The sequence below is a fragment of the Streptomyces sp. HUAS 31 genome (assembly GCF_028198125.1).
GTDB classification, from domain to species: Bacteria; Actinomycetota; Actinomycetes; order Streptomycetales; family Streptomycetaceae; genus Streptomyces; species Streptomyces chartreusis.
On record NZ_CP116353.1, the window covers coordinates 8,198,733 to 8,224,352 of the forward strand.

Sequence of the window (25,620 nt, forward strand, 5' to 3'; positions counted from 1 at the left end):
CCTACAGCTCCTTGATCCGGACGTCCCGGTACGAGACCACGTCCGTCGTGCCGTGCACCTGGAGCCCGACGTAACCGGAGGCGAACCGCCGCCCGTCCGTGCCCGGGTCGTCCGAGCGGGGCGGGGAGAACACCTGGCCACCGGTGTTGTCGAACTCGTTGATCAGCACACCGTTGCGGTAGACCGAGTAGTGCTGGTCGACCACCCGGATCTCGTAGTCGTTCCACGTGCCCTTCTGGGTGACACCCGCACCGGCGAGCCCCACCCGGTCGAAGCCGTAGACCGAACCGGTCTTGTACATGTCGCCGTCAGGACGGTCGAAGACCTGCACCTCGTGCCCGTACTTGATGGCCACCCACTCCGGCCGCGACTCCTCGGGGTGGTCGTGGACCCACGGGAAGCGGACGAACACACCGGAGTTGGCGTTGCCGGTGCCCGGTGCGTCGTCACGCCACTGGAGCTTGAGCGAGAAGTCGCCGTACTTCCGCTCCGGGAACCACAGCATGCCGAGGCCGGCCTTGGTCGTCCCCGAGGTGATCGAGCCGTCGCCGTTCGGTGCGAACGAACCACCGCCCACCTGCTGCCACTTGGCGAACGACGCCGCGCTGCCGTCCAGGATCGTGCGGTAGCCCTCGGTCTGACCGGGCTTGCCGATCCCGGACTGGCGGGCCGCCTTGCGGATGGCGTTGTACTCGCGCTGGTCGACGACCCCGTCCTTCAGGAGCTTGTCCAGGACCGCCGTCACATGCTTGAGGAACAGCGCGTGGGACGTCCACTCCTTCTCGTCCTCGATCAGCTCGTTGATCCGGCACCGGCTGTTGGTCAGCCGGTTCGGGACACCCGAGTCGACCGTGCCGACGATCACCGTCAACCGCTCGTCGAACTCCGCGCAGTTGGGCGCCGGCACCTCACTGGACACCACGGTGAACGTCACCGTACGGGCCGCGGAGGTGTTGCCCGCCTTGTCCGTCGCCCGGTAGCCGAGGGTGTGCGTGCCCGCACGGTCGACCACCACCGGGGCGGTGTACGCGAGATACGGCCCGCCGTCGATCGAGTACTCGATCCGGTCGACGCCCGAGCCGTGGTGCTCGTCGGTCGCCGTGACGGTCACCTTGGCATTGCCGATGTAGGCACCGGACGAGTTCTTCGCGCCCTCGACCGTCACACCCGTCACCGGCGCGGTCTTGTCCGGCTGGGGCGCCGCCACGACCGTGAACTGCACGTTCTTCTCCGCCGCGACGTTCCCCGCCTTGTCGGTGGCGCGGTAGCGCACGGTGTGACCGCCGACCTCGTGCACCATCACGGGCGCGGTGTACGGCTGCCAGGCGCCGGAGCCGATCGCGTACTCGATGGTGTTGACGCCGGTACCGGTGTCGGAGGCGGAGACGGTGACGGTCGCCATGGCGACGTACGCCCCGTCGGGGTTCTGCTCGCCGCTGACCGTCGCCGACGTCTCGGGCGCTGTCGTGTCGTCGCTCTGCGGCGCCACGACCGTGAACGAGACGCTCTTCTCCGCGGAGACGTTGCCCGCCTTGTCGAGCGCGCGGTAGCGGATCTTGTGATCGCCGACCTGATCGACGACGACCGGGGTGGTGTACGGCAGCCAGGCACCCTCGTCGCCGACCGCGTACTCGACGCGGTCGACCCCGGAGCCGCCCTCGTTGTCGGTGGCGTGCAGTGCCACGCTCGCCGAACCGACGTACTGCCCCTGCGCGTTCTGCGTCCCGCTGACATGCGCCGACGCCTCGGGCGCCGTGGTGTCGTCGCCGTTGCCCTCGGTCACCACCAGGATGCCCTGCATCTGCCCGTGACCGGGGATCGTGCAGTAGTAGCGGTAGCGGCCCGGGGTGAGCGTGACCTCGGCGGTGTGCTTGCCGCCCTGGCCGTCGTTCGGGTTGGCGAGGATGTTCAGCTGGACGTCGTTGTTGTACTCGGGGTCCGAGGTGTCGAACGTCAGCGTGTGCGGCATCCCGGTGGTGTTGCCGGTCGCCGTGCTGTTCTCGAAGACGATCGTCGTCGAGCCCGCCACCGCGGTCGTCGGCGCCGAGCCGTACTTCGTGATGTCGTCGCCCGCCGTCCAGGTGAGAACCTGTGCGGCGGCGGCCGCCTCGGGCTGCGGTTGCGGCTGTCCGGTCGCGGGCAGCGCTTGCAGCCCCAGCACCACCATCAGCGCGGCCAACAGGGCCGCCCACATTCTTCGTTGCCGGGTCACTGCGCCCCCCTCGCCAGCTGGTCGGCGGCCGGGGTCGGCCCGCCGCCGGTGTAGGTGACCCGCCACAGCGCCGACTTGGCGTCCGAGGTGAAGAAGCCCCGGCCGTAGTCGAGCACGTACAGCGCGCCGTCCGGACCGAACTTCCAGTCCATGAGGTTCTTGATGCCGTCGTTGCCGATCGGCACGATCTTCTTCAGCGACTCCGAGTGCACCGGCAGACCGCCGTCCCCGTGTGTCTTCGGGTCGGTGAGCACCGCGTTGCGCGGCTGGTCGGCGTCGTAGAAGTCACCGACGAACCACTTGCCGTCCCAGTAGGCCGGCCACTTGGTGCCACTGGTGCTCGCCGCGTCGTACCGGTAGACCGGCCCGTTCATCGCGGCCTGACCGCCGCCCTTGAGCCACGGCAGCGAGTAGGTGGCCTCCTCCTGCTTGTACGACGGCACCCCGCTTGCGTCCCGTGGGAAGTCCGGGGCACCGCCCTGGGGCGAGTACCAGATGTTGTTGCCGGTGACCGGCGGAAGGTTGACGAGACCGTCGTTGTTCGGCGACTCGTTCTTCGGGGCGTTGCAGTCGTACCAGCCCAGCGGCTTGCTGGGATCGGGCAGATTGCGGTCCCGGTAGGGCTGCTTGTTGCCCATGCAGTACGGCCAGCCCCGGTTGCTCGCCTTGGTGATGACGGCGAACGTGTCGTACTTGGCCGGGCCCCAGGTCGTCGACGGCGCGCCCGCGTCGGGGCCGACCCAGCCCGCGTACAGGATGTCGGTCTGCTTGTCGACGAAGATGCGCGCCGGGTTCCGGACGCCCATCACATAGATCTCGCCGCGCGTCTTCCCACCGCCCTCGTCGGTCTCCTGGCCGGTGAAGAGGTTGCCCGACGGCAGTGTGTAGGTGCCGTCCGGCTCCGGGTGGATGCGCAGGATCTTGCCGTTGAGGTTGTTGGTGTTGCCGGCGGTGCGGCGCGCGTCGGCGAAGGAGACGCCCTTGTAGTTGGGCTCGGGGTTGTTGCCCGAGTAACCGCCGCTGAACCCGCTGGAGTTGTTGTCGCCGGTCGCGATGTACAGGTTGCCCTTGGAGTCCCAGGTCATCCCGCCGCCCGCGTGGCAGCAACTGTGCACCTGCACCGGCCACTTGAGCAGGACCTTCTCACTGCCCAGGTCCAGCTTGTTCGTCGCCAGGTCGAGCGTGAAGCGGGAGACCCGCCGCTCGGCCATCCGGGTGTCGCGGTTGAGCTGCGAGTGCGGGGTGTAATGCAGGTACACCCAGCCGTTCTCCTCGAAGCGCGGGTCGAGCTCGATACCGAGCAGGCCCTCCTCGACCTTGATCAGCTCGTCGCCGCCGCCCTTGTTGCCGAAGATCGTGAGCGCCCCGGCCAGGGTGACCTTCTTGGTCTTCGGGTCGTAGACGTGTATCTCGCCCTTGCCCTTGCCGATCTCCGGGTTGTTCCAGTCGGTGACCACCGGCTGGGAGGAGTCGGCGCCGCCCCGGCCGATGTACAGAACCCGGCCGTCGGGGGCCGTGACCAGGCCGTGCGGTTCGCCGATCTGGTCGTTCTGGCCCGCCTGGTTGGGCTGGGTGAGGCGCTCGGCCTTGTAGTTGCCGGTGATGGTCGCCTTGCAGTCGGCCTGCGACACCCGGGTCGTCCACAGCAGGGCCCCGCGCAGATGCGTACGGAAGTCGGTCTCGTCGTACGACGACACCGTGCCGCCCATGCCCGTGTAGAAGGAGCGGCCGCCGTCGTAGTCACGGCACCAGCTCACCGGGTGGTCCCAGCCGTTGGCGCTCGACCCCGGCTGGTAGCCGGCCTCCCGCACCCGGGCGACCGTGTGCACCGAACCCGAGGGGTTCTTCGTCCAGTTCAGCCACTTGTCCGGCCGCTTCCACTGGACCGGCAGGTCCTTGGTGGCCGGATGTCGCCGGTCGCCGACCTCGACGACCGCCCGCTGCGCGTTCGTCGGGCCGCCGGCCGCCGGGCGGGCACCTACGAGGCCGGTGAACCAGTCCGAGTACGGCTCGGCGCGGGCCGCGTCATGGATGCCGACGAAACCGCCGCCGGCCTCCATGTAGGACTCCAGGCCCGCCTCCTGCTCCGGGTCGAGGACGTCGCCGCCACCGGTCAGGAACACGATGGAATTGAACCGGCTCAGCCTCGTCTCGTTCGTGAACACCGAGGCGTCGTTGGTGGCCTCGGTCCTGTAGCGCTGGTCGGCCGGGCCCGACAGGCCGATCTTCTCGATCGCCTCGATGCCGGCGTTCACCAGCGGCGACTCCTCGCCGGAGGCAGCGGACCCGTAGAAGATGAGCACCCGTACATTGGCGCCGCCCGGAGGCGACTTGATGGACATCGTTGTCAGGGGCGGTTCCGGGGCAGGACGCGCGTCGGCCGCCGGGGCTGCCATCAGCCCGGCGCCGACGATCCCTGCCGTCACGGCAGCCACCCAGGTCTGTCTTCTCGTGCTCAACCCTCGTAAGTGCATGGGCACCTCCACGGTCACAGCAACAGCGAGAAGGAAGCTAGACCCCTTTGACCGACAGGCCAATACCTATGACCGCATCGGGACCAACTTTGTCCTGGGTGTGGATAAACGGGGGAGCGGCCGGTACCGTCTCAGCGGTTCATCCCCGTAATTTCCGTACCGCCGTGGGGAGTTCGGCATGGACAGACGCAGCTTCAACAGACGTGTACTGCTGGGCGGCGCCACCGTCGCGACATCGTTGTCGCTGGCATCGGTACCCGAGGCCGTCGGCGCTGACACACCACCGAGGACCGCCCCGGCCGGAGGCGAGGTCAGACATCTCAAGCTGTACGCCGAGAAGCTCGCCGACGGGCAGATGGGCTACGGCCTGGAGAAGGGCAAGGCGAGCATCCCCGGGCCGCTGATCGAGGTCAACGAGGGCGACACCCTGCACATCGAGTTCGAGAACACGATGGACATACCGGTGAGCCTGCACGTCCACGGCCTCGACTACGAGATCAGCAGCGACGGAACGAAGATGAACAAGAGCGACGTCGAGCCGGGCGGCACCCGCACCTACACCTGGCGCACCCACGCCCCCGGCCGCCGCAAGGACGGCACCTGGCGGGCGGGCAGCGCCGGTTACTGGCACTACCACGACCATGTCGTCGGCACCGAGCACGGCACCGTCGGCATCCGCAAGGGCCTGTACGGGCCGGTGATCGTGCGGCGCAAGGGCGACATCCTCCCGGACGCGACCCACACGATCGTCTTCAACGACATGCTCATCAACAACAAGCCCGCGCACACCGGCCCCAACTTCGAGGCCACGGTGGGCGATCGGGTCGAGATCGTGATGATCACGCACGGCGAGTACTACCACACCTTCCACATGCACGGTCACCGCTGGGCGGACAACCGCACGGGCATGCTCACCGGCCCCGACGACCCCAGCCAGGTCATCGACAACAAGATCGTCGGCCCCGCGGACTCGTTCGGCTTCCAGGTGATCGCCGGCGAAGGGGTCGGAGCCGGTGCGTGGATGTATCACTGCCATGTGCAGAGCCACTCCGACATGGGGATGGTGGGGCTCTTCCTGGTGAAGAAGACGGACGGCACGATTCCCGGCTACGAGCCGCACGAACACGCTCATGGGACGGCCTCGGGGTCCGCGCACGAGCACTGACGGATCATGGACGGGTGACTCTTGTTCTGACACGCGGCGACCTGGAAGCGGTGCTGGCACCCGGGGCCTGCCTGGAGGCGTTGCACGACGGCTTCCTGCGGGCGCGGGACGCCACGGTCGCCGGGCAGCGGGTGCGCACCGACCTGCCGTTCCCCGGCACGGCCACCGCCCTGATCCCCGGCGTCCTGCCGGGCATCGAGGCGTACACGGTGAAGGTCAACGCCAAGTTCCCCGGCGCCCGGCCCGCCCTGCGCGGAGTGATCTGCCTGCACAGCGGGCAGGACGGCGAACTCCTCGCGCTGCTCGACTCGGCCACGGTGACGGCATGGCGCACGGGGCTCGCGGCGGCCCTGGGGACGCATGCGCTGGCCGGACCGGGAGACGTCCTCGGGGTGGTCGGCGCGGGCGCCCAGGCGGAACTGACGCTGCGCGGACTTGCCGAACTACGGCCCTGGAGCGACCTCGTCGTCCATGACACGGACGCCGGACGGGCCGAGGAGTTCGCCGTACGGCACGCCGGCCGGACGGCGGCCTCGGCGCAGGAGGTCGCGGCGGCCGCCGACACCGTACTGCTGGCCACCTGGGCCCGTGAGCCCCTGCTGCGGCTGTCGGACACCCGGGACGGCCAGCACTTCACGAGCCTGGGCGCGGACGAGCCCGGCAAACAGGAGCTCGCCGCCGATCTGCTGCGCGCCGCGCTCCTCGTGGTGGACGACCGCGAACTCGCCGCGAGCACCGGCGCTTTGGCGGCCGCCGGCCTGCCCTCGACTGCTGCTGACGCCGAGCTGGCGGACGTCCTGCGGGGCGACCGTCCGGGGCGGGCGAGCGCCGCAAGCCGGAGCGTCTACGCGCCGGTCGGACTTCCCTGGCAGGACCTTGCGCTGGCGTGGTCGGCGTACGGGGCGGCGGAGCGGGAGGGCGTGGGGCGGCGGGTCGATCTGTTGGCGTGAAAGGCCGCTCGTGCCGAGCTTCCCCGGTGCGGGAAGCCGGGCGAGCCCCACTCCCGGTCGGCCTCGTGGCGGGTGTGGCCGCGCGCAGGACACCCAGCACGGGGCGTACGGAATCCCGGCGGGACGAGAGCGCTCTCACGCGCAGCTCACGGCAGGGCTATCCTGATCGGCAACCGTCGATGAGGAGCCGCGCAGTGACCGGTACAGCCCCGCGCCCCACTCTGGAGGCCGTCGCCGAGCGGGCCGGGGTCTCGCGGGCCACCGTGTCGCGCGTCGTCAACGGCGGGGACGGAGTCAGGGAGCCGCTCGTCGAGCGGGTCCGCAAGGCCGTGGAAGAACTCGGCTATGTGCCGAACCAGGCGGCCCGCAGCCTGGTGACCCGGCGCCACGACGCCATCGCGGTCATCGTCGCCGAACCCGAGAGCCGTGTCTTCGCCGACCCCTTCTTCGCCCTGCAACTGCGCGGCATCAGCAAGGAGTTGACGGCCCACGACAACCAGCTCGTACTGCTCCTCACGGAGGGCCGGGACGACCACGCCCGCGTCGGCCGCTACCTCGCCGGCGGGCATGTCGACGGGGCGCTCGTCTTCTCCCTGCACCTCGACGACCCCCTGCCCGAACTGATCCAGCGCGCCGGAGTGCCCACCGTGTTCGGCGGACGGCCCGGCTGGAGCGGCGACGGGCGCGGGGTGGCCTACGTCGACGTGGACAACCGCGGCGGCGCCCGCGACGCCGTACGGCACCTCGTCGGCCTCGGCCGCACCCGGATCGCGCACATCACCGGCGCCCTCGACCAGACCTCGGCGGTGGACCGGCTCGACGGATACCGGGACGTCATGGTCGACGCCGATCCCCGGCTGATCGTCGAGAGCGACTTCACTCCGGCCGGCGGGGAGCGGGCGATGCGCGAACTGCTGACCCGCTGCCCGGACCTGGACGCGGTGTTCGCCGCCAACGACCTCACCGCGGCCGGAGCGCTGCGGGTGCTGCGGGAGGCCGGGCGGCGGGTGCCGGACGACGTCGCCGTGATCGGCTTCGACGACATGCTGCCGGTGACGGAGCAGACCGAACCGCCGCTCACGACGATCCGTCAGGACATAGAGGAGATGGGCCGGCTGATGGCCCGGCTGCTGCTGCGCGGCCTCGAACGCAACGCCGCCGACGAGGGCATCGCGGCCGCGCCGTCCAGCGTGGTGCTGCCGACCACGCTGATACGGCGCGCCTCCGCGTAGGCCGAACCCTGGCGCCGTCCCGTCAGCTCCGCGCGGGCGCGCTCCTGATCACCGCGAAGCGGGCGCCGTAGGGGTCGGTGAGCTTGGCGATACGGCCGACGTCGGGGAGGTCCGTGGCGGGCATGCGGACCGTGCCGCCCAGCTCCTGGGCCCTGGCGACCGTCGCGTCCGTGTCGGTGACCTCGAAGTACGGCAGCCAGTACGGCGGGCTCTGCGCCTCCGCCGGGTCGTCCGCCTTGTCGACGACCCCGCCGAACATGGCGTCCTCACCCTGGCCGCCGGGGCTGAAGGTCGTGTACGTGCCGCCGTAGAAGTCGAGGGCGAAGGTCTCCATGCCGAGCGTCGCGTTGTAGAAGCCCGCTGCGGCCGGCACGTCCGCCGTGTACAGCTCCAGCCAGCACAGCGAACCGGGCTCCTGGACGACGTCGAGGCCCTTGTTGGTGCCGGGCTGCCACAGGCCGAAGTGGACGCCCGCCTTGTCGGCGAGGACGGCCATGCGGCCCATGTCCAGCACGTCCATGGGCTGGATCAGCACCGAGCCGTGCGCCTCCTCCGCGGCCTTCGCGGTGGCGTCCGTGTCCGGCGTCTGGAAGTACACCGTCCAGGACGGCGGCCCCTGATCCTCGGTCGTCTGCATACCGCCGGCCACCGTCTTCCCCTCGAGCTGGAAGAGGCCGTAACCGCCGGTCTCGGGCCCGCCCGGCTGAAAACGCCAGCCGAACAGACCGCCGTAGAAGTAACCGGCGCTCTGGATGTCGGGTGTGGTGAGGTCGATCCAGTTCGGCGCGCCGGTGACGAAACGGGTGGTGAGCATCATCGCCCTCCTCGGAAGGGTCCCGCTGTCTGCTGCACTGCCGAGTCTTGCACCGCCCACTGACAATCGCTGCCGGAACACCGCCGTCTGCCGGGACCGCCGTACTGTCACTGACAGTGACCGTCAGGCGTCTCGTAGTTTTCTTCCGCTTCCGCGCGCCGCCGTGCGCCGCGGAGCGCCGAAGAGGAGCATCGAGTCGGCCGGGGGCCCTGCGACGCGGCGTTGATCCCGCGTTGATCGAACGTTTTTCGCCGCCCGGCACGATCCTGCGCATGCACATCGACACGATCGCGATGATCACCTCGCCCGACCTGACCTGGCAGGAGGAGGCGTTGTGCGCACAGACCGGGGCGGACTTCTTCTTCCCCGAACCAGGAAGCTCCGTCCGGGAGGCGAAGCGGATCTGCGGCATGTGCCCGATCCGCTCCGCCTGCCTGGAGTACGCCCTCGACAACGACGAACGCTTCGGCGTCTGGGGCGGCCTGTCGGAGAAGGAGCGACTGGAGCTCAGGCGTACGTCGCGCTGAACCCCGGGTCCCGGCGGTTTCGTGGCGAGCGGGAAATTCGGTGCGGGCGGGGTTCGGGCGGCGGTTAGGATCCGGGGGCGCACCCGGGGTAGCGCAGAGGCAGGCGCACTCGCCTTGCCCAGGCGAAAGACATCGGTTCGAATCCGATTCCCGGGCTGCGTCCGTGGGCCCTGTGGAGCAGAGGCAGACTCGCCGCCCTCTCAAGGCGGATACGCCGGTTCGAATCCGGCCGGGGCCCCGTACAGGCGTGGGGTACCGGCGGGGATTCGGGCGGGGAACATGGGCGACGCGGGTGCGGACGGCACTGGCTCCGGCATCGATATCGGCTCCGGTGCCGCTGTCGACTCGGGCTCCGGCTCCGGTATCGGCCAGGACGAGCTCGACGCGTTTCACCGTACGGTCGGACGGCTGCGGGCGCTGTCCGTGGACGACCCGGTGCGGCTGCGGGCCGAGCAGGTCGCCGCGTCCTTCGCCCGGGACGGACGGCTGCGGCGACGCAAGGAGCGGGACGCGCAGGCGTCGGCGGCGGACGCGGCGGCGATGGCCGCGACCTCGACGGGCGCTGTCGACCGGCGTGAGGACGCACCGCTGGTCCCCGTCGACGAAGCGGTCGGCGACGCGGGCGTTTATCGCAAGCCGCGCGGTTGCTACATCTGCAAGTCGTCCTATCGACAGGTCGACTCCTTCTACCACCGGCTGTGCCCGCGCTGCGCCGCCGACAACCGGTCCCGGCGCGCCCTGAGCACCGACCTGGGCGGGCGCCGCGCCCTGGTCACCGGCGGCCGGGTGAAGATCGGGTTCCAGCTTGCGCTGATGATGCTGCGGGACGGCGTCGAACTGCTGGTGACCAGCCGCTTCCCGCACGACACCGTGCGCCGCTTCCAGGAGGCGCCCGGCAGCGAGAAGTGGCTCGACCGGCTCACCGTCGTCGCCGTCGATCTGCGCGACCCGCGCCAAGTCCTCGGCTTCTGCGAGGAGTTGCGGCAGGAGGGCGAGCCGCTGGACATCCTCGTCAACAACGCCGCGCAGACGGTGCGGCGGCCCGTGGAGTCGTACGCCCTGCTGGCCGCCGGCGAGTACGACGCGCTGCCCGACGGCGCTCGGCGGGCGCCCGGGTTCACGCCGATGCGGATGCTTCAGAGCGGCGCCGCGTCCCCGCCCGTCGCCCTGCGCGAGGCCGACGAGGCCGGGCTGCTGCCCGACCCGTCCCCGGAGAACTCCTGGTCCGCCCGGCTCGGCGACCTCGACCCGGCCGAGGTGCTGGAGACCCAGTTGGTCAACGCGCTGGCGCCCGCGCTGCTCTGCGACCGGCTGCTGCCGCTGCTGCTGGCCTCGCCGAACCCCCGGCGCTACGTCGTCAACGTGACCGCGGTGGAAGGCCGTTTCGCCGTCCGCAACAAGATGGCGGGCCATCCGCACACCAACATGGCCAAGGCCGCCCTCAACATGCTCACCCGCACCAGCGCCGCCGAACTCGCCGAGCAGGGCGTGCACATGTGCGCCGTCGACACCGGCTGGATCACCGACGAGAACCCGGCGCCGAAGAAGACCCGTATGGCAGGGGCCGGTTTCCGTACGCCGCTGGACATCGTGGACGGGGCGGCGCGGGTGTACGACCCGATCGTGCGGGGCGAGGCGGGGGATCCGGTGTCCGGGGTGTTCCTCAAGGACTACCGGGAGGCGGCGTGGTGAACGAGGAGGCCGGTCCGGCGGTGGACGAGGGGTCCGGTTCGGCCCGGGAACGGGAGGCCGGGCCTGTGGTTGAGGGGGAGGGTTCGGTGGTTGAGGGGGAGGGTTCGGTGGTTGAGGGGGACGGACCCGTGGTGCGGGCAGAGGGGGCTTCGGCCTTCGCCGGTGTGCCGTCCGTCGTGCCGCGGCCGATCGCTGAACTCGGCCCCCTGCTGGAGTGGTTGCGTGCCGGTCGGCCCGCCGGGGAGCGGCTGGACTTCGCCGCTGGTACGGCGTTGCCCGACGGGCGACTCGACCTGTGCAAGCAGGGGCTGGGCGCGGAGGGCGCCGCCCTCGTCGCCGGCGCCCTGGCCGAAGGCCCCTCTCCCGTACGGCATCTGCTGCTCGGCACCGACGGGTTGGGCGACGAAGGGGCCGCCGCCGTCGCCGGGACCGCCACGGACGTCGAGACGCTGTACCTCGGCTGCAACGGGATCACCGCGGGCGGGGCCTGCCGGATCGCCGATCAGCTGCGGGCGTCGCCGCAGGTGGTGACCGGTGTCTGGCTCAAGCGGAATCCGCTGGGCGGCGGGGGCGGGCGGGCTGCCGCCGAAATCGTCGAGTCCGCACGGTCGTTGCGGACGCTGGACCTTGTGCAGACCGGACTCGACGCGGGTGCCGTAGCCGTCCTCGCCGACGCGCTGCTGGCCGCCGCCGGGAACGGGCGGCGGATCGAGCGGCTCTTCGTCGGAGGCAATCCGCTGGGGGCGGACGGGGCGCGGGCGTTGGCCGCCGTCGTGGAGGCGGGGGCCGTCGACGAGCTCTACGTGTCCGCTGCGCGGTTGGGGGACGCGGGGGCGTCGTGCCTGGCCGAGGCACTGGAGCGGGCGCCGTACGGGCGGCTCGTTCGGTTGTCCCTCGCCAGCAACGGCATCGGGCCGCAGGGCATGGCCCGCGTGGTGACTGCGGCGGTCGCTTCCGGTGTCACGCTGCTGGATCTCGGGCGGGTGCGGGCGGCGGCGGTGCTCGGGGCGGTGGACAACCGGATCGATCTCGCTGCCGCGGAGGGAATGGCGGGGGTGCTCGCGGGGCGGGAACATCGGCTGGCCCATCTGGTGCTCAGCCACACCGGTATGCGCAGCCGGGAGGCTCATCGGCTGCTCGACGCCGCGTCCATCGCCGTCACGGCCACCCGGTTCGTGTTGGGACAGGGGATCGCAGGGAGCATCAAGCGGCGGTTGGACGGGTTGAGCGCGGGAGTTCCTCAGCCGGTGGTCCCGGCTGATGTCGCCGCTGTCCGCAGCGTGCATCGGACGGCTCCGCCGGCGCCGGGCGGCTGACGAGGGGTTTGCCCCCCGCCTCTCACCTCACCCCCCCAACCCCACGAACACCTCCGTCCAGAACCGCTGCTGTCTCTCTGACGCCCCCACCAGATACGTCGCCCTCAGCTTCGGCGGCAGCAGGGCCACGAAGCGGGCCACCACCGCTCGGTGCTTCTTCAGTTGGGACAGCTCCGCGTTGGCCAGGATCTGGTGGACGACGTCCGTGTCGTCCGTGCCCTCGGCCGAGGTCTCGGCGGCGCGGCGTAGACGGGACTCCCAGGCGGCTGCGTCGCGGGCCAGTTCACGCAGGCCCGTGACCGGGCGGCCCCTGAGGCGGTCCATGAGAGCCGTCAGTGGTACCGGGGCGTATTCGCCGTCGCCCAGATAGACCGTGGCCATCTCCAGAGGGAGGCCGCGGCGGTGCAGCTTGATGAGCCGCTCCAGGGTGCGCTTGGTGATCCAGGCGCGGCCGTCGTGGTCGATGTCGTGCTTCCACCACTCGAGCACCGTCTCGGCGTCCTGGCCGTAGTGCGCGAGGAGCCACTCGTTCGCCGGGATGTCCTCGGGCCGGGACCTCCAGGGATGCCGTGAACCGGGTCGCCCGGGCGATGTTGTTCCGCGCGACCAGCAGCTTGCGGCCCAGGTGGTAGGGCGGGTTCTGGACGGCTATCTGGGCCCGTCCCGTCGGCCGAAGGGATCGGCGCGCACAGGTCGCGGCACCGGCTCCAGGCCGTGCGCCGTCAGGTCCGCGCGGTAGGCGGCGTACACCTCGCGGGGGTCGACTCCCGTCGGACGGCCCTCCAGCAGCGGCAACTGCTCTCTGCCGAGCCGGATCAGGGCCACGTGGTTGATGGAGACCTCGCAGGCCAGCTCGAACACTGGGTCCTCGCGCAGCTCCGCGTCGGTGAACAGATGCCGGTGCACGAGGTGCCGGGCCTCGTGGAACAGCACGAACTTCACGCCGTCCAGGCCCAGTCCGACGAAGAAGCCGGGGTTGTACAGCAGCAGGCAGGTGCCGTCGCCCGAGGCCACCACGGCCGCCGTGTCCACCGCGGTCGTCGGGATCTGGTGGTGGCACTTCGCGTACAGCCAGGACGCCACCGCCGACTCCGTCAGGCCGAAGTCCAGCAGCGCGGCCTCCTTGAGCCGGCGTGCCTCCTCCACCGTCGCCGGGTCCGCCGGCCGGTGATGCTCCAGCGCCCTGCGGTCGTTCAGGTCGACCACAGGGACACGCCGCCCCCGCTCTCCGTACGCCATGACGAGCCCCCGTACCGAATTTCCCCCAGACCTCATTGGTAGCAGCGCCCACTGACAACGGGCCAACGCATTACGCTCGGGGATCAAGGGCGGGGTCGTAGCGCAGAGGCAGGCGCGCCGGTCTCCAAAACCAGAGCACGCTGGTTCGAATCCAGCCGCCCCGCCCCCCTCACGGCGAGCGGCCGGGTGCCGTCAGTCGATCGCGCCCGCTGTCATCACCAGCTCCGGCGTCCTGCCGTGGAACGTCTCCATGAGCTGCGCCAGCACCGCCCAGGCCTCCTCGCGGTCGCCCAAGTGGTCCCGCACGAGCGGCCGCAGGGCGTCCTGCGCCTCGTGGACGCGCGCGGGGAACAGCAGGTGTCCCATCGCCAGGACCTCCAGGACGTCGACGGCGGGCCCGTGGGCCGTCGCGTACTCGGCCGGGCCGTCGACGATGCCCGCCTCCCGCAGGCGATGGGTGAACTTGGCGTGCGAGCCGAACCCCGCGCGCACCAGGGGCGGGCAGTCCGGGCGCACCGACAGCGCCCAGCGGGCGTAACCGGGCAGCGGACGGTCGAGATCGGCCTCCCCGACCGTCCACCAGTCCTCGGCCGTCAGCACCATGGACGCGGCGGCGCGCGCCTGGCCCATCGACGTGACGGCACGCAGCGCGCCCACGAGGCCGTGGCGGACGTAGCTGTCGGGCACCTCGGGCTCCTGCTCCCGCACTGCCCGGTCGACGTGCAGGGGACCGGTGCGGCCGGCTCCGAAGGGCACGCCACGGGCGACCGCCCGGCGCAGTCCCGCGTCGTCGGCGAGGTGGTTCCACATCACGGCGTTGAGCGCCGGATCGTCGTTCTCCAGGATCCACAGCGCCACGGAGGACGGCAGGCACCGCGCCCACGTCCACGCGCGCGTGAGCCGCAGCCGGGACGTCCTCGGGTCCTCCGGCCCGGGCAGCCCGGTGCGCGCCCGGACCCGCTCGGCTGTCTCCGCATCGACCAGGTGGAGCAGGAAGCCGACGGCCTGCTCCACCCTGCTGTTCTCACGCATGGCGAGCATGATGCCGCAGGCCAGGGCCGACGCGCACAGGAAAAAGCGACGGCCGGCCCGCTGTGCGGCGGGCCGGCCGTCGGTGACCGTGGGACTCGGCGGTCAGCCGGCCGCCCGCGCGGCCATGCGGGCCTTGCGCGCCGCGAGCTTCTCGTCGAACTTCGTGGCCTCGGCGTTCAGTCCGCCCATGAACAGACCCAGTTCCTCCTGGGCCTTCTGGCCCTCGGGGCCGAGACCGTCGATCTCCATGATCTTCAGGAAGCGCAGGACCGGCTCGAGGACGTCGTCGTGGTGGATGCGCATGTTGTAGACCTCGCCGATGGCCATCTGGGCGGCCGCGCGCTCGAAGCCGGGGATGCCGTGGCCGGGCATGCGGAAGTTGACCACGACGTCGCGTACGGCCTGCATGGTGAGGTCGGGGGCGATCTCGAACGCGGCCTTCAGCAGGTTCCGGTAGAAGATCATGTGGAGGTTCTCGTCGGTCGCGATGCGCGCCAGCATGCGGTCGCAGACCGGGTCACCGGACTGGTGGCCGGTGTTGCGGTGCGAGATGCGGGTCGCGAGCTCCTGGAAGGAGACGTAGGCGACCGAGTGCAGCATCGAGTGGCTGTTGTCCGACTCGAAGCCCTCGCTCATGTGGGCCATGCGGAACTGCTCCAGCTTGTCCGGGTCCACGGCGCGCGAGGCGAGCAGGTAGTCGCGCATCACGATGCCGTGGCGGCCCTCCTCGGCCGTCCAGCGGTGCACCCAGGTGCCCCAGGCGCCGTCACGGCCGAAGAGCGAGGCGATCTCGTGGTGGTAGCTCGGCAGGTTGTCCTCGGTGAGGAGGTTCACCACCAGGGCGATGCGGCCGATCTCGGTGACCTTGGACTGCTCCTTGTCCCAGGACTCGCCGTCCTCGAACAAGCCGGGGAAGTTGCGGGCGTCCGACCACGGGACGTACTCGTGCGGCATCCAGTCCTTGGCGACCTTCAGGTGCCGGTTGAGTTCCTTCTCGACCACTTCCTCCAGCGCGTACAGCAGACGTGCGTCGGTCCAGCCGGCAGAGCTGCCGAGGTGAGGGGAAGTGATCGTCACGGGAACTCCAGGGGGACGCGCAACACAGGAATGGTGACCGGCGAGCGGTTGCCGGAACCTACGGGATCGTAGGCTACGAACCCGTAGGTTACGAAGCCGTAGGTTAAGAGCGATGTAAAGACCGCTGATCAGCTGCCCTGCCACCGGAAGTTCACGGGACTGCCGGCAGCCCCGGGAGCCGCAGGTCCCAGGGCTGAAGAGGCGACTCGTTCAGCCGGTCAGACGTACAGTTCCCGCATTCGGACCGAGAGGCAAGTCACACAACCTTCGAGCTTCTCGAATTCGCCGATGTCGACCGGCACGGTCTCGTGGCCGAGGTCGGCGAGCAGCTCCGCCGTCTTCGGCGCGCTCGCGGCGATGAGCAGCTTGTCCCCGCCCAGCAGCACCACATGGGCCCCGGACTCCTCAGGCACCGGCAGGAAGCGCGGGAACAGCGACGGTGCGTCCAGCTGCGGGATGCGGCCCAGGATCGTGCCGTCGGGCAGTGCCGTGATCGCCGACTTCAGGTGCAGCACCTTGCTCACGGGCACCGCGACGACCCGCGCGCCCAGCGGCTCGAACACGGCCCGCAGCTGCTGGACGCCTTCCGCGTTGGTGCGCCCGCCCCGGCCGACGTAGATCGTGTCGCCGACCTTCAGCACGTCGCCGCCGTCCAGCGTGCCGGGCTCCCAGATCCAGTTCACGGAGCAGCCGAGCGAGGCGACGGCCTCCTCGACGCCCGCGGTCTCCGCGCGCCGGGACTCGGCGCCGGAGCGGGCGATCAGCGCGACGTTGCGGTACATCACGACCGTGTCCTCGACGAACACCGAGTCGGGGCAGTCGTCGGCCGGGTCGACCTCGATCGTCTCCCAGCCGTGCGTGCGCAGGGCCTCGGTGTACGCCTCCCACTGCTCGACCGCGAGATCGAGGTCGACCTTCTCCCGCTCGATGTGCGTGACCAGCCCTTCGGCGAGGCGCGGGCTGGGGCGGCGGACGAGGGCCTTCTTGCTGGGCACGACGGGATCTCCGGATCGGTGGCAGGGTTCGGCGCCCATGATGCAGGGTGCACCGACCCGCCATGATGCAGGGCCCACCCGCCCGTACAAAACCCTCCGGGTCAGGCTGTGGCCCTCCTGAGATGCGCCGCGGTGAAGGAGTCGCGGACTTCGAGGAGCTCTCGTGGCGTTCCCTCGAAGATCACCCGTCCGCCGGCGCGGCCGCCGTCCGGGCCGAGGTCGATGATCCGGTCGGCGTGCGCCACCACGTCCAGGTTGTGCTCGACGACCACCACCGTGTTGCTGGCGTCGACCAGCCGGTCCAGCAGACCGAGCAGCCCGTGCACGTCCGACATGTGCAGCCCGGTCGTCGGTTCGTCCAGGACGTACACCGCCCCGGTGCGGTGCAGCCGCGTCGCCAGCTTGATCCGCTGGCGCTCGCCGCCGGAGAGCGTCGAGAGGGGCTGCCCGAGCGTGAGGTACGTCAGCCCCACGTCCCGAAGCGCCCGCAGACGCCGCCGTACGCCCTGGTCCTCGAAGGCCGCCAGCGCCTCGTCCGCCGTCATCGCCAGGACGTCGGCGATGGAGTTGCCGTCCACGGTCAGCCGCAGCACCTCGTCCTTGAAGCGGCGCCCCTCGCAGTCGTGGCAGGTCGTGGTCACCGGGTCCATGAACGCGAGGTCGGTGAGGATGATCCCGCGGCCCTCGCAGGTGCCGCAGGCGCCGGCGGAGTTGAAGCTGAACAGGCCCGCGTCGGCGCCCGTCCCGCGCGCGAAGATCCTCCGTACCGTGTCCATGATCCCCAGGTACGTCGCCGGCGTCGACCGTCCGGAGATCCCGATCGACGACTGGTCCACGACCACCGCGTCGGCGTGGGCGGCGGTGAACTCCCGGACCAGCGTGCTCTTTCCGGATCCGGCGACCCCGGTCACCACAGTGAGCACGCCGGTCGCGAACTCGACCGTGACGTCCCGCAGGTTGTGCCGGTCGGCACCCTTCACCCACAGCCCGCCGCGCGCCTGCCGTACGTCCTCCTTGAGCGTCGTACGGCGCCGCAGGCAGCGTCCGGTCACCGTGCCGGACGCGGCGAGTTCGTCCGGCGTGCCCTCGAACACGACCCGTCCGCCGCCGGCGCCGGCCCCCGGCCCCATGTCGACGACGTGATCGGCGAGCGCGATGACGTCCGGGTCGTGCTCTACGACCAGCACGGTGTTGCCCTTGTCGCGCAGCCGCAGCAGCAGATCACCGAGCCGGCCGACGTCACGCGGGTGCAGCCCGACGCTGGGCTCGTCGAAGATGTACGTCATGCCGGTGAGGCTGGAGCCCAGGTGCCGCACGGTCTTGAGGCGCTGTCCCTCGCCGCCGGACAGGGAGGCCGTCTCACGGTCGAGGCTGAGGTAGCCGAGGCCGATGGCTTCGATGCGTTCGAGGGCGGTGACGGCGGCCCGTGCGACCGGCCCGGCGACCGGGTCGTCGATGTCCGCCAGCGCGGTGATCAGGTCCGTGATCTGCATACGCGCGCAGTCGGCGATGCCCAGGCCGTTGATCCGGGTCGCCAGCGCCGCGGCGTTCAGGCGGGCGCCGTCGCAGGCCGGGCAGGTGCCCTCCACGAGGTACTCCCGCACCAGGTCGCGGGTCTTCTGGCTCATCGCCGACAGGTCCCGCTTCAGATACAGCCGCTCGAAGCGGGTGGCGAGGCCCTCGTAGTCGGTGGTCCACGTACCGCCGGAGCCGTTGACGGTGACCTTGCTTCCGGGGCGGCCCCGCATCAGGAACTCCCGCTCGGCGGCGGTGAACCGGCCGACGGGCGTGTGCGGATCGAGGTCGGCGCTGTTGGTGTACGCCTGTCCCTGCCAGGTGTGCGCGGCGAACGGCGGGAAGCGGACCGCGCCGTCGGCGAGCGTCCGGTCGGGGTCGAGGATGCGGTCCCAGTCCGGCCGTACCGTCCGCCCGAGGCCGTCGCACTCGGGGCACATGCCGGACGGGTCGTTGAACGAGTAGGCGGTCGCCGGCCCGGCGCTCGGGTTGCCGTGCCGGGAGAACAGCACCCGCATCACCGGGTGGATGTCGGTCATCGTGCCGACCGTGGACCGGGAGTGGCCCCCGATCGGCCGCTGGTCGACGACGATCGCGGGGGAGAGGTCCTGGAGGGACTCCGCGTGCGGGCGCTCGTACTTGGGCAGCCGGTTGCGGACGAACCAGGTGAACGTCTCGTTCAGCTGGCGCTGCGACTCCACCGCGATCGTGTCGAAGACGATCGACGACTTCCCCGATCCCGAAACGCCGGTGAACACGGTCAGCCGGCCTTTCGGGATGCGGAGGGTGACGTCCTTGAGGTTGTTCTCGCTCGCTCCGGTGATGGTGATGAACTGGGGCGTGAATTCGGGCATGCCCCCGAAGCTAGGCGGGATACCCGACAGCTTCTGGCGTGATTTCCTTCAGTTCTCCCTCCTCCACCATCAGCCAGCGCGTGATGCCGATCGACTCCAGGAACGGCAGGTCGTGACTGGCCACGATCAGCGCCCCCTCGTACGACTCCAGGGCCGTGGTGAGCTGCCGCACGCTCGCCATGTCCAGGTTGTTCGTCGGCTCGTCCAGCATCAGCAGCTGCGGCGCGGGCTCCGCCAGCATCAGCGCGGCCAGCGCCGCGCGGAAGCGTTCGCCGCCCGAGAGCGTCGCCGCCCGCTGGTCGGCGCGGGCGCCCCGGAACAGGAAGCGGGCAAGGCGCGCCCGGATCCGGTTGTTGGTGGCGCCAGGCGCGAACCGGGCCACGTTCTCGGCGACCGACAGCTCGTCGTCGAGGACGTCCAGCCGCTGCGGCAGGAACCGGAGCGGGACGTGCGCCGTCGCCTCGCCCGCCACCGGCGCCAGCTCACCGGCGATCGTGCGCAGCAGCGTCGTCTTGCCCGAGCCGTTGCGCCCGATCAGCGCGATCCGCTCCGGACCGTGCAGATCGAGACCGCCGGCCACCCGCGCGCCGTACACCAGCTCCAGGTCGCGAAGCGTCAGCACACCGCGGCCCGGCGGTACGGCCGTGTACGGCAGGTCGACACGGATCTCGTCGTCGTCCCGTACTGCGTCCACCGCGTCGTCGAGCCGTTCCCTGGCCTCGGCGAGCTTCTCCTCGTGCATGATCCGGTGCTTGCCCGCGGACTCCTGCGCCGCGCGCTTGCGCGCCCCCATGACGATCTTCGGCTCGCGCTTCTGGTCCCACATCTTCTGGCCGTACCGCTTGCGGCGGGCCAACTTGACCTGGGCGTCGACCAGTTCGCGTTTCTGCTTCTTGAGGTCGGCCTCGGCGACCCGCACCATTCGTTCGGCCGCCTCCTGCTCGGTGGCGAGCGCCTCCTCGTACGCCGAGTAGTTGCCGCCGTACCAGGCGATCTCCCCGGAGCGCAGATCGGCGATCTGGTCGACCAGGTCCAGGAGTTCACGGTCGTGACTGACCACCACCATCACCCCCGGCCAGGACTCGACGGCCGCGTACAGCCGCCTGCGTGCGTACAGGTCGAGATTGTTGGTGGGCTCGTCCAGCAGCAGGACGTCGGGGCGGCGCAGCAACAGCGCGGCAAGCCGCAGCAGCACCGACTCGCCGCCCGACACCTCGCCGATCGTGCGGTCCAACTCGACGTGACCGAGCCCGAGTTCGCCGAGGGTGGCGAGGGCGCGCTCCTCCACGTCCCAGTCGTCGCCGACGGTCTCGAAGTGCTCCTCGGCCACGTCGCCCGCCTCGATGGCGTGCAGCGCGGCCCGCTTGTCGGCGATGCCGAGGGCCTCGTCGACCTTCAGGACGGTGTCGAGCGTGACGTTCTGCGGGAGGTAGCCGACCTCGCCCGCGACGCGCACGACACCGTCGACCGGGGTGAGCTCCCCGGCGACGAGCTTCAACAGGGTCGATTTTCCCGACCCGTTGACGCCGACGAGCCCGGTCCTGCCGGGACCGAACGCGACGTCCAGACCCTCGAAGACGGCGGTGCCGTCGGGCCAGGCGAAGGAGAGGGAGGTACAGCTGATGGAAGTAGGCATAAGGGCGCCTCCGCGGTTGCTCGAAACGATCAGGGGCAAACGCGTATCGAGACACCGGCGACCAACGGGCGGCGAGGGGCCCTGGGCATGAGAAAAGCCCTGTTCCGTGAGGGACGGCTCGAACGCCGAGGTCGCACGCGGCGTACACACACTTCAGGTGTGACGCGGTGTCTCAGACCTCAGACGAGCAACGTCCTTCTCCAATCGACGGCAACAGGACCGATATACACCGTACGAGGGGGCATCGACGGTGTCAACGTGATTAAGCGGGACCCGGTGCGGGGCCCTTGTCGACGGGTGAGCCCGGCGGGGCGCCTCAGCAGGCGTCCCGCATCAGTTCCGCCAGGTCGCGGTCCAGGTCGAGCTGGAGGTGCTCCAGGCCGAGTGGCACCAGGTCGCTCGTCGACTTCAGGAAGCGGCGCACCTCACCGCTGCGGATGTGCACGACCGCGGTGCCCTCGGGTGCGTGGAACTCCAGGACGGTCCGGTCGAAGCCGTACGGCCGCACCCGGACGTCGCCGTGGCCCTCGGGGCCTTCGAGGCCGGCCACCAGCAGCTCCCGGCTGAAGGTCCAGCAGACCTCGACACCCTCCAGGGTGGCCGGGGCGGGGAAGGTCATCCGGACGGCGAAGGGGTCGCTCCGGTCGTAGTGCAGAGTGGCCGGAATGCTCTGCATCCGCGGCGCGGCGGCGACGAGGCGGGCCTCGACGGGCTGCTCGATGACAGTGGACAACGCCTTGCTCCCTTGCGACGGCTGGACGAACATCCGGGTGGACGAGACGGGACACTGGTAGAGACGACGGAATCGGCGAATCCGTGCACCCGGAGGGCGAGTGACCTCTGTCACCGCCTTCATGCACGGGAGTGGGGCCTTCGTCCTTGCGTGACCGGAAGGTCGGCTGTGGCGGGTGTGGCCATCTGGACGGCGGCCGGGCGGTCGACTAGCTTCGCCCGCCATGAGGCGTTCGGGAAGCACGCGACGGGTGGGGCGTACGTTTCGGACAGTGGCCGCGGTGGTGGCGTGCGGGGCCGCGCTGGCCGCCCTCGCGGCCGTACCGGCGCAGGCGCGTGAGCCGGGGCGGCACGCGCCGCACTGGGAGCTCAAGGACAGCGGCACGCCGGAGGTGCGGTTCCGCGGTCTGTCCGCGGTGAGCCGGAACACCGCATGGGTGGCCGGGACCGCCGGCACCGTGCTGCGCACCACCGACGGCGGCGCGAGCTGGCGGAACGTCTCGCCGCCCGGCGCGGCCGAGCTCCAGTTCCGGGACATCGAGGCCTTCGACACGCGGCGTGCCGTGGTGCTGGCCATCGGGGAGGGCGAGGCGTCCCGGATCTACCGCACGGACGACGGCGGCGCGACCTGGACCGAGTCCTTCCGCAACACCGATCAGCGGGCCTTCTACGACTGCCTCACCTTCTTCGACCGCCGTCACGGACTCGCGATGAGCGACCCGGTCGACGGCAGGTTCCGCATCCTGTCGACCGGCGACGGCGGCCGTACCTGGAAGGTGCTCCCCGGCGACGGGATGCCCGCGGCGCAGGAGGGCGAGGCCGGGTTCGCGGCGAGCGGGCAGTGCCTGGTCGCCTCCGGGCCGAAGGACGTGTGGCTGGCCACCGGCGGCGCGGCACGCGCGCGTGTGCTGCACTCCGCCGACCGGGGGCTGACCTGGACCGCCGCCGACACACCGATCCCGGCGGGCGACCCGGCCCGCGGGGTCTTCGGGCTCGCCTTCCGCGACCGCACGCACGGTCTCGCCGTCGGCGGCGACTACCGTCCCGACCAGGCCTCCCCGCAGGCCGCCGCCCGCACCGGCGACGGGGGCGGCACCTGGCGGTCCGCCGTGACGCCGGTGCCCGCCTACCGCTCCGGCGTGGCCTGGCTCCCGCACAGCCGCAGCGCCGCCCTCGCGGTCGGCCCCACCGGCACCGACCTGACGACCGACGGCGGCCGGACCTGGCGGACCGTGGACAGCGGTTCCTACGACACCGTGGACTGCACGCCCGACGTGGGGTGCTGGGCCGCGGGGGAGAAGGGGCGCGTCGCGCGGCTGGAGAGCTGAACCGGAATGTGGGTACCCGGACGCGGACGGCGAGAGGAGTGATCCGTATGCCGGCCGGTTCGAACCCGAAGCGGGAACGCCAGTACGAGCACATCAAGAAGAGCGCCCAGGACCGCGGTGAGAGCACCTCGCGCGCCGAGGAGATCGCCGCGCGGACGGTGAACAAGGAGCGTGCCCGCTCCGGCGAGTCCAAGACCGCCGGCCGTACGTCCACCGAGGACATGTCCTCCGGCAGGCGGGGCGGGCAGCGGTCCGGGAAGGGCTCGCAGGGTCCGACCTACGACCAGCTGTACGAAGAGGCCAAGCAGCGCAACATCCACGGGCGTTCGGACATGAACAAGGGCGAGCTCAAGCAGGCGCTGGGCAAGTGAGGCTCACCGGGGCGCCTCGCGGTACCGCTCCAGTTCCGGCGCCGTCTTCGTGGCGACGAACTCGGTGACGCGGTAGGCGCAGACGCCCGCGCCGACGAACGGGTCGGTCGCGGCGATCCGCTCGATGGCGGCGCGGTCCTCCGCGACGGCGAGGATCACCCCGCCGTCGCGGGGGTCCTTGCGTCCGGAGGCGAGGAAGATCCCCTTCTCGTACTGCTCGTCGAGCCACGCCACATGGGCCTCCAGCACGGCGTCGACGTCCTCGATCGGTGCGGTGTAGGTCAGCTCCAGCACGAACATGATCGCGAGCCTACAGCGGGGCCCTTAGGCTCGTTCCCACCATGACGACCGTACGCATACCCGCGGGCTGGCCCGCGACCGAGGAGGCGGCCCGCGCCGTCCAGGACGAGCTGCGGGCGCGGGTGGTGCTCGACGAACCGGGGCCGCCGCCCGGATCCGGGCACGTGACCGGCGTGGACGTGGCCTACGACGACGAGCACGACGTGGTCGCCGCCGCGGCGGTCGTCCTCGACGCGGCGACCCTCGACGTCGTCGCCGAGGCCACGGCCGTCGGCCGGATCTCGTTCCCCTACGTCCCGGGCCTGCTCGCCTTCCGCGAGATCCCCACGGTGCTGGCCGCCCTCGACGCCCTGCCCTGCCCGCCCGGCCTGGTCGTCTGCGACGGCTACGGCCTGGCCCACCCCCGCCGCTTCGGCCTCGCCAGCCACCTCGGCGTCCTCACCGGCCTGCCCACGATCGGCGTCGCCAAGAACCCCTTCACCTTCACCTACGACGCCCCTGCCGCCCCCCGGGGCTCCTGGACCCCCCTCCTGGCAGCGGACGAGGAGGTCGGCCGGGCCCTGCGCACCCGCGACTCCGTCAAGCCGGTCTACGTCTCGGTGGGCCACCGAGTAGACCTGGACACCGCCTGCGCCCATACCCTGACGCTGACCCCCGAGTACCGCCTGCCGGAGACGACCCGCAGAGCGGACACGCTGTGCCGGAAGGCGTTGAAGGAGGCCGCTCCCTGACGGGACGGCACCCCAGGATCTGAGTACCGGGACTGAGTACCCGTACGGATGCCGCCGCCCCACCCCGATCGGCAGGGTGGGGTGCATGACGACGCACCGCTCCCCGAAGCCCCTCGTTGATCCTGATCGTCCTGTTGAGCGTGCCGTGACGGCTGCGCTGGTGGTGGCCACCCTGGCAGGGCTGGGGTGGATCGTCGGGATGATCTACACCATTGCCGGGTGGCCGCTGTAGGGCGATTCAGCGGGTGGCGGCCACCCGGAAGGTGATGCCTGCCGTGCGCAGGCGTTCGATCAGGGTGTTGCCCATCGCCACCGCAGTGGTGACCTGGCCCGCTGTGGGGGGCAGTTCGTCGAAGGCGAGGCAGAGGGCCGACTCGGCGAACATCTTCGCCGTCTCGCCGTAGCCGGGGTCGCCGCCGGAGACCTCCGTGAAGACGCGCCTGCCGCCGCCCTCGCCGACGAAGCGGACCGAGAACCAGCTCCTCGCGCGCTTCTGCGGCCCCGGCCCCTCGCCGGGCTTGAGCCGGTCCGACAGCCAGCGCCGGGCCGGCGGCAGCTGGGCGGCCGAGAAGAGCGCGCCCATCGCGGCGACCCCGCCGACCGCGACGGGCAGGGTCCGTACGGCGGCGTAGTGGCGGTAGCGGAAGTCGGGGCCGTAGCGCTCCAGGGCACGCGCGGAGCGCTTCACGATCTGCGGGTCGATCGTCGGCAGCGGCAGCGCCCACGCGCCGACCTCCCCCACGAACCGGGGCACACCCGTCGGAGCCTGCGCCCGGCGCCCCATCAGCCGCGGCTCGTGGCGCGCCCGGTCACGCGCTGCGGCGATCATCTGGCGACCGCGCGCGAACTGGTTGAGCGCCGAGGCGAACGTACCGCCCGAGAAGGTGGCGTCGGCCGTCACGAACCCGTCCACCGCAAGCGGCACGTCCTGCGGAAGCTGCTGCACGGTGAAGTACGCGCCCAGGTCGTGCGGGATCGAGTCGAAACCGCAGGCGTGCACCAGCCGCGCACCCGTCTCACGCGCGCGTGCGTCGTGCCGGACGTACGTCAGGTCCACGAACTCCGGCTCACCGGACAGGTCGAGATAGTCGGCGCCGGTGTCCGCGCAGGCGGCGACGAGATCCTCGCCGTATTTCACATACGGGCCCACCGTCGTGGCCACCACGCGCGCCTGCTCGGCGAGCCGCCGCATGGACGCCGGATCGGCGACGTCCGCCTCCAGCACCCCGACCCCCTCACCGCCCGGCAGCGACTCGCGCAGCCGCTCCAGCTTCTCGGCACTGCGGCCGGCGATCGCCCAGCGCAGGCCCTCGGGCGCGTTCTCCGCGAGGTACTCCGCGGTGAGTACCCCGACGAAGCCCGTCGCTCCGAAGAGCACGATGTCGTACGGACGATCCGTCCTGCTCAGCCTGCTCATGACACCCCTCG

General features: G+C 71.0%; 21 protein-coding genes, 3 tRNA genes and 2 pseudogenes. 13 read left to right on the forward strand and 13 right to left on the reverse strand.

Translation table 11 applies throughout. The annotated features are described in order from the left end of the window. Position 1: 1 nt before the first annotated feature. Positions 2 to 2,194, reverse strand: coding sequence for an OmpL47-type beta-barrel domain-containing protein (locus PGH47_RS36250; RefSeq protein WP_271668234.1), 2,193 nt, complete (start codon positions 2,192 to 2,194; stop codon positions 2 to 4). Positions 2,195 to 2,208: 14 nt separating this feature from the next. Beyond that, a complete protein-coding gene (locus tag PGH47_RS36255; protein WP_271666944.1) occupies positions 2,209 to 4,686 on the reverse strand; it encodes a ThuA domain-containing protein in 2,478 nt (825 codons plus the stop codon). Positions 4,687 to 4,864: 178 nt separating this feature from the next. On the opposite strand from PGH47_RS36255, the gene PGH47_RS36260 reads away from it, so the two are divergent. The 3 genes from PGH47_RS36260 (at position 4,865) to PGH47_RS36270 (ending at position 8,033) form a co-directional block, all read left to right on the forward strand. Continuing rightward, entirely contained in the window at positions 4,865 to 5,851 is a 987-nt protein-coding gene (locus PGH47_RS36260) for a multicopper oxidase domain-containing protein (protein ID WP_271666945.1), read from the forward strand. A gap of 14 nt (positions 5,852 to 5,865) precedes the next feature. Continuing rightward, complete coding sequence (locus PGH47_RS36265) at positions 5,866 to 6,801, forward strand: ornithine cyclodeaminase family protein (protein WP_271666946.1); 936 nt, start codon at positions 5,866 to 5,868, stop codon at positions 6,799 to 6,801. 194 nt (positions 6,802 to 6,995) lie between these two features. Then, positions 6,996 to 8,033, forward strand: a complete 1,038-nt coding sequence (locus tag PGH47_RS36270) for a LacI family DNA-binding transcriptional regulator (RefSeq protein ID WP_271666947.1) — start codon at positions 6,996 to 6,998, stop codon at positions 8,031 to 8,033. 22 nt (positions 8,034 to 8,055) lie between these two features. Here the strand turns inward: PGH47_RS36270 and PGH47_RS36275 are convergent, their stop codons facing one another. Beyond that, positions 8,056 to 8,847 carry a VOC family protein gene (locus PGH47_RS36275; protein WP_271666948.1) on the reverse strand — a complete coding sequence of 264 codons (792 nt, stop codon included), beginning with the start codon at positions 8,845 to 8,847 and terminating at the stop codon, positions 8,056 to 8,058. Between the two features lie 272 nt (positions 8,848 to 9,119). On the opposite strand from PGH47_RS36275, the gene PGH47_RS36280 reads away from it, so the two are divergent. The 5 genes from PGH47_RS36280 (at position 9,120) to PGH47_RS36300 (ending at position 12,382) form a co-directional block, all read left to right on the forward strand. Continuing rightward, positions 9,120 to 9,374 (forward strand): WhiB family transcriptional regulator, encoded by a 255-nt coding sequence (locus tag PGH47_RS36280; RefSeq protein WP_176574620.1) that lies wholly within the window; start codon positions 9,120 to 9,122, stop codon positions 9,372 to 9,374. Positions 9,375 to 9,456: 82 nt separating this feature from the next. Further along, positions 9,457 to 9,530: transfer RNA gene (locus PGH47_RS36285), tRNA-Gly, on the forward strand. A gap of 10 nt (positions 9,531 to 9,540) precedes the next feature. After that, positions 9,541 to 9,612, forward strand: a tRNA-Glu gene (locus PGH47_RS36290). Between the two features lie 41 nt (positions 9,613 to 9,653). Continuing rightward, on the forward strand, positions 9,654 to 11,066 hold the full coding sequence (locus PGH47_RS36295) for an SDR family oxidoreductase (protein WP_271666949.1): 1,413 nt from the start codon (positions 9,654 to 9,656) through the stop codon (positions 11,064 to 11,066). A 107-nt stretch (positions 11,067 to 11,173) separates the two neighbouring features. Further along, positions 11,174 to 12,382 (forward strand): ribonuclease inhibitor, encoded by a 1,209-nt coding sequence (locus PGH47_RS36300; RefSeq protein ID WP_271666950.1) that lies wholly within the window; start codon positions 11,174 to 11,176, stop codon positions 12,380 to 12,382. Between the two features lie 27 nt (positions 12,383 to 12,409). Here PGH47_RS36300 and PGH47_RS36305 read toward each other — a convergent pair. Further along, a pseudogene (locus PGH47_RS36305) lies at positions 12,410 to 13,043 on the reverse strand (AAA family ATPase); the annotation flags it as partial. A 35-nt stretch (positions 13,044 to 13,078) separates the two neighbouring features. Continuing rightward, positions 13,079 to 13,621, reverse strand: a pseudogene (locus tag PGH47_RS36310) (DUF2201 family putative metallopeptidase); the annotation flags it as partial. Positions 13,622 to 13,710: 89 nt separating this feature from the next. Here PGH47_RS36310 and PGH47_RS36315 point away from each other — a divergent pair. After that, positions 13,711 to 13,786, forward strand: a tRNA-Trp gene (locus tag PGH47_RS36315). A gap of 27 nt (positions 13,787 to 13,813) precedes the next feature. On the opposite strand, the gene PGH47_RS36320 is transcribed toward PGH47_RS36315, so the two are convergent. From PGH47_RS36320 to PGH47_RS36345, 6 genes are all read right to left on the reverse strand, one after another. After that, a complete protein-coding gene (locus PGH47_RS36320) occupies positions 13,814 to 14,653 on the reverse strand; it encodes a hypothetical protein (RefSeq protein WP_271666951.1) in 840 nt (279 codons plus the stop codon). Positions 14,654 to 14,755: 102 nt separating this feature from the next. After that, a complete protein-coding gene (locus tag PGH47_RS36325) occupies positions 14,756 to 15,730 on the reverse strand; it encodes an acyl-ACP desaturase (protein ID WP_271666952.1) in 975 nt (324 codons plus the stop codon). Positions 15,731 to 15,948: 218 nt separating this feature from the next. Beyond that, positions 15,949 to 16,725 carry a dimethylargininase gene (ddaH, locus tag PGH47_RS36330; RefSeq protein WP_271666953.1) on the reverse strand — a complete coding sequence of 259 codons (777 nt, stop codon included), beginning with the start codon at positions 16,723 to 16,725 and terminating at the stop codon, positions 15,949 to 15,951. 101 nt (positions 16,726 to 16,826) lie between these two features. Further along, complete coding sequence (locus tag PGH47_RS36335; protein ID WP_271666954.1) at positions 16,827 to 19,094, reverse strand: excinuclease ABC subunit UvrA; 2,268 nt, start codon at positions 19,092 to 19,094, stop codon at positions 16,827 to 16,829. 10 nt (positions 19,095 to 19,104) lie between these two features. Beyond that, the gene (locus tag PGH47_RS36340; RefSeq protein ID WP_271666955.1) at positions 19,105 to 20,730 is read right to left on the reverse strand and encodes an ABC-F family ATP-binding cassette domain-containing protein; all 1,626 of its coding nucleotides are present in this window, start codon (positions 20,728 to 20,730) and stop codon (positions 19,105 to 19,107) included. A 316-nt stretch (positions 20,731 to 21,046) separates the two neighbouring features. After that, the gene (locus tag PGH47_RS36345) at positions 21,047 to 21,463 is read right to left on the reverse strand and encodes an SsgA family sporulation/cell division regulator (RefSeq protein WP_271666956.1); all 417 of its coding nucleotides are present in this window, start codon (positions 21,461 to 21,463) and stop codon (positions 21,047 to 21,049) included. Between the two features lie 223 nt (positions 21,464 to 21,686). On the opposite strand from PGH47_RS36345, the gene PGH47_RS36350 reads away from it, so the two are divergent. Beyond that, positions 21,687 to 22,790 (forward strand): WD40/YVTN/BNR-like repeat-containing protein, encoded by a 1,104-nt coding sequence (locus tag PGH47_RS36350; RefSeq protein WP_443048594.1) that lies wholly within the window; start codon positions 21,687 to 21,689, stop codon positions 22,788 to 22,790. Between the two features lie 47 nt (positions 22,791 to 22,837). Next, a complete protein-coding gene (locus tag PGH47_RS36355) occupies positions 22,838 to 23,161 on the forward strand; it encodes a plasmid stabilization protein (RefSeq protein ID WP_271666958.1) in 324 nt (107 codons plus the stop codon). A 3-nt stretch (positions 23,162 to 23,164) separates the two neighbouring features. Here PGH47_RS36355 and PGH47_RS36360 read toward each other — a convergent pair whose 3' ends face one another. Beyond that, on the reverse strand, positions 23,165 to 23,461 hold the full coding sequence (locus PGH47_RS36360) for a YciI family protein (protein WP_271666959.1): 297 nt from the start codon (positions 23,459 to 23,461) through the stop codon (positions 23,165 to 23,167). 41 nt (positions 23,462 to 23,502) lie between these two features. Here PGH47_RS36360 and PGH47_RS36365 point away from each other — a divergent pair, with 41 nt between their 5' ends. Continuing rightward, a complete protein-coding gene (locus tag PGH47_RS36365; RefSeq protein ID WP_271666960.1) occupies positions 23,503 to 24,192 on the forward strand; it encodes an endonuclease V in 690 nt (229 codons plus the stop codon). A gap of 85 nt (positions 24,193 to 24,277) precedes the next feature. Further along, complete coding sequence (mmpA, locus tag PGH47_RS36370; RefSeq protein ID WP_163017079.1) at positions 24,278 to 24,424, forward strand: morphogenic membrane protein MmpA; 147 nt, start codon at positions 24,278 to 24,280, stop codon at positions 24,422 to 24,424. Between the two features lie 6 nt (positions 24,425 to 24,430). On the opposite strand, the gene PGH47_RS36375 is transcribed toward mmpA, so the two are convergent. Next, on the reverse strand, positions 24,431 to 25,609 hold the full coding sequence (locus PGH47_RS36375; RefSeq protein ID WP_271666961.1) for a saccharopine dehydrogenase family protein: 1,179 nt from the start codon (positions 25,607 to 25,609) through the stop codon (positions 24,431 to 24,433). Between the last annotated feature and the right edge of the window lie 11 nt (positions 25,610 to 25,620).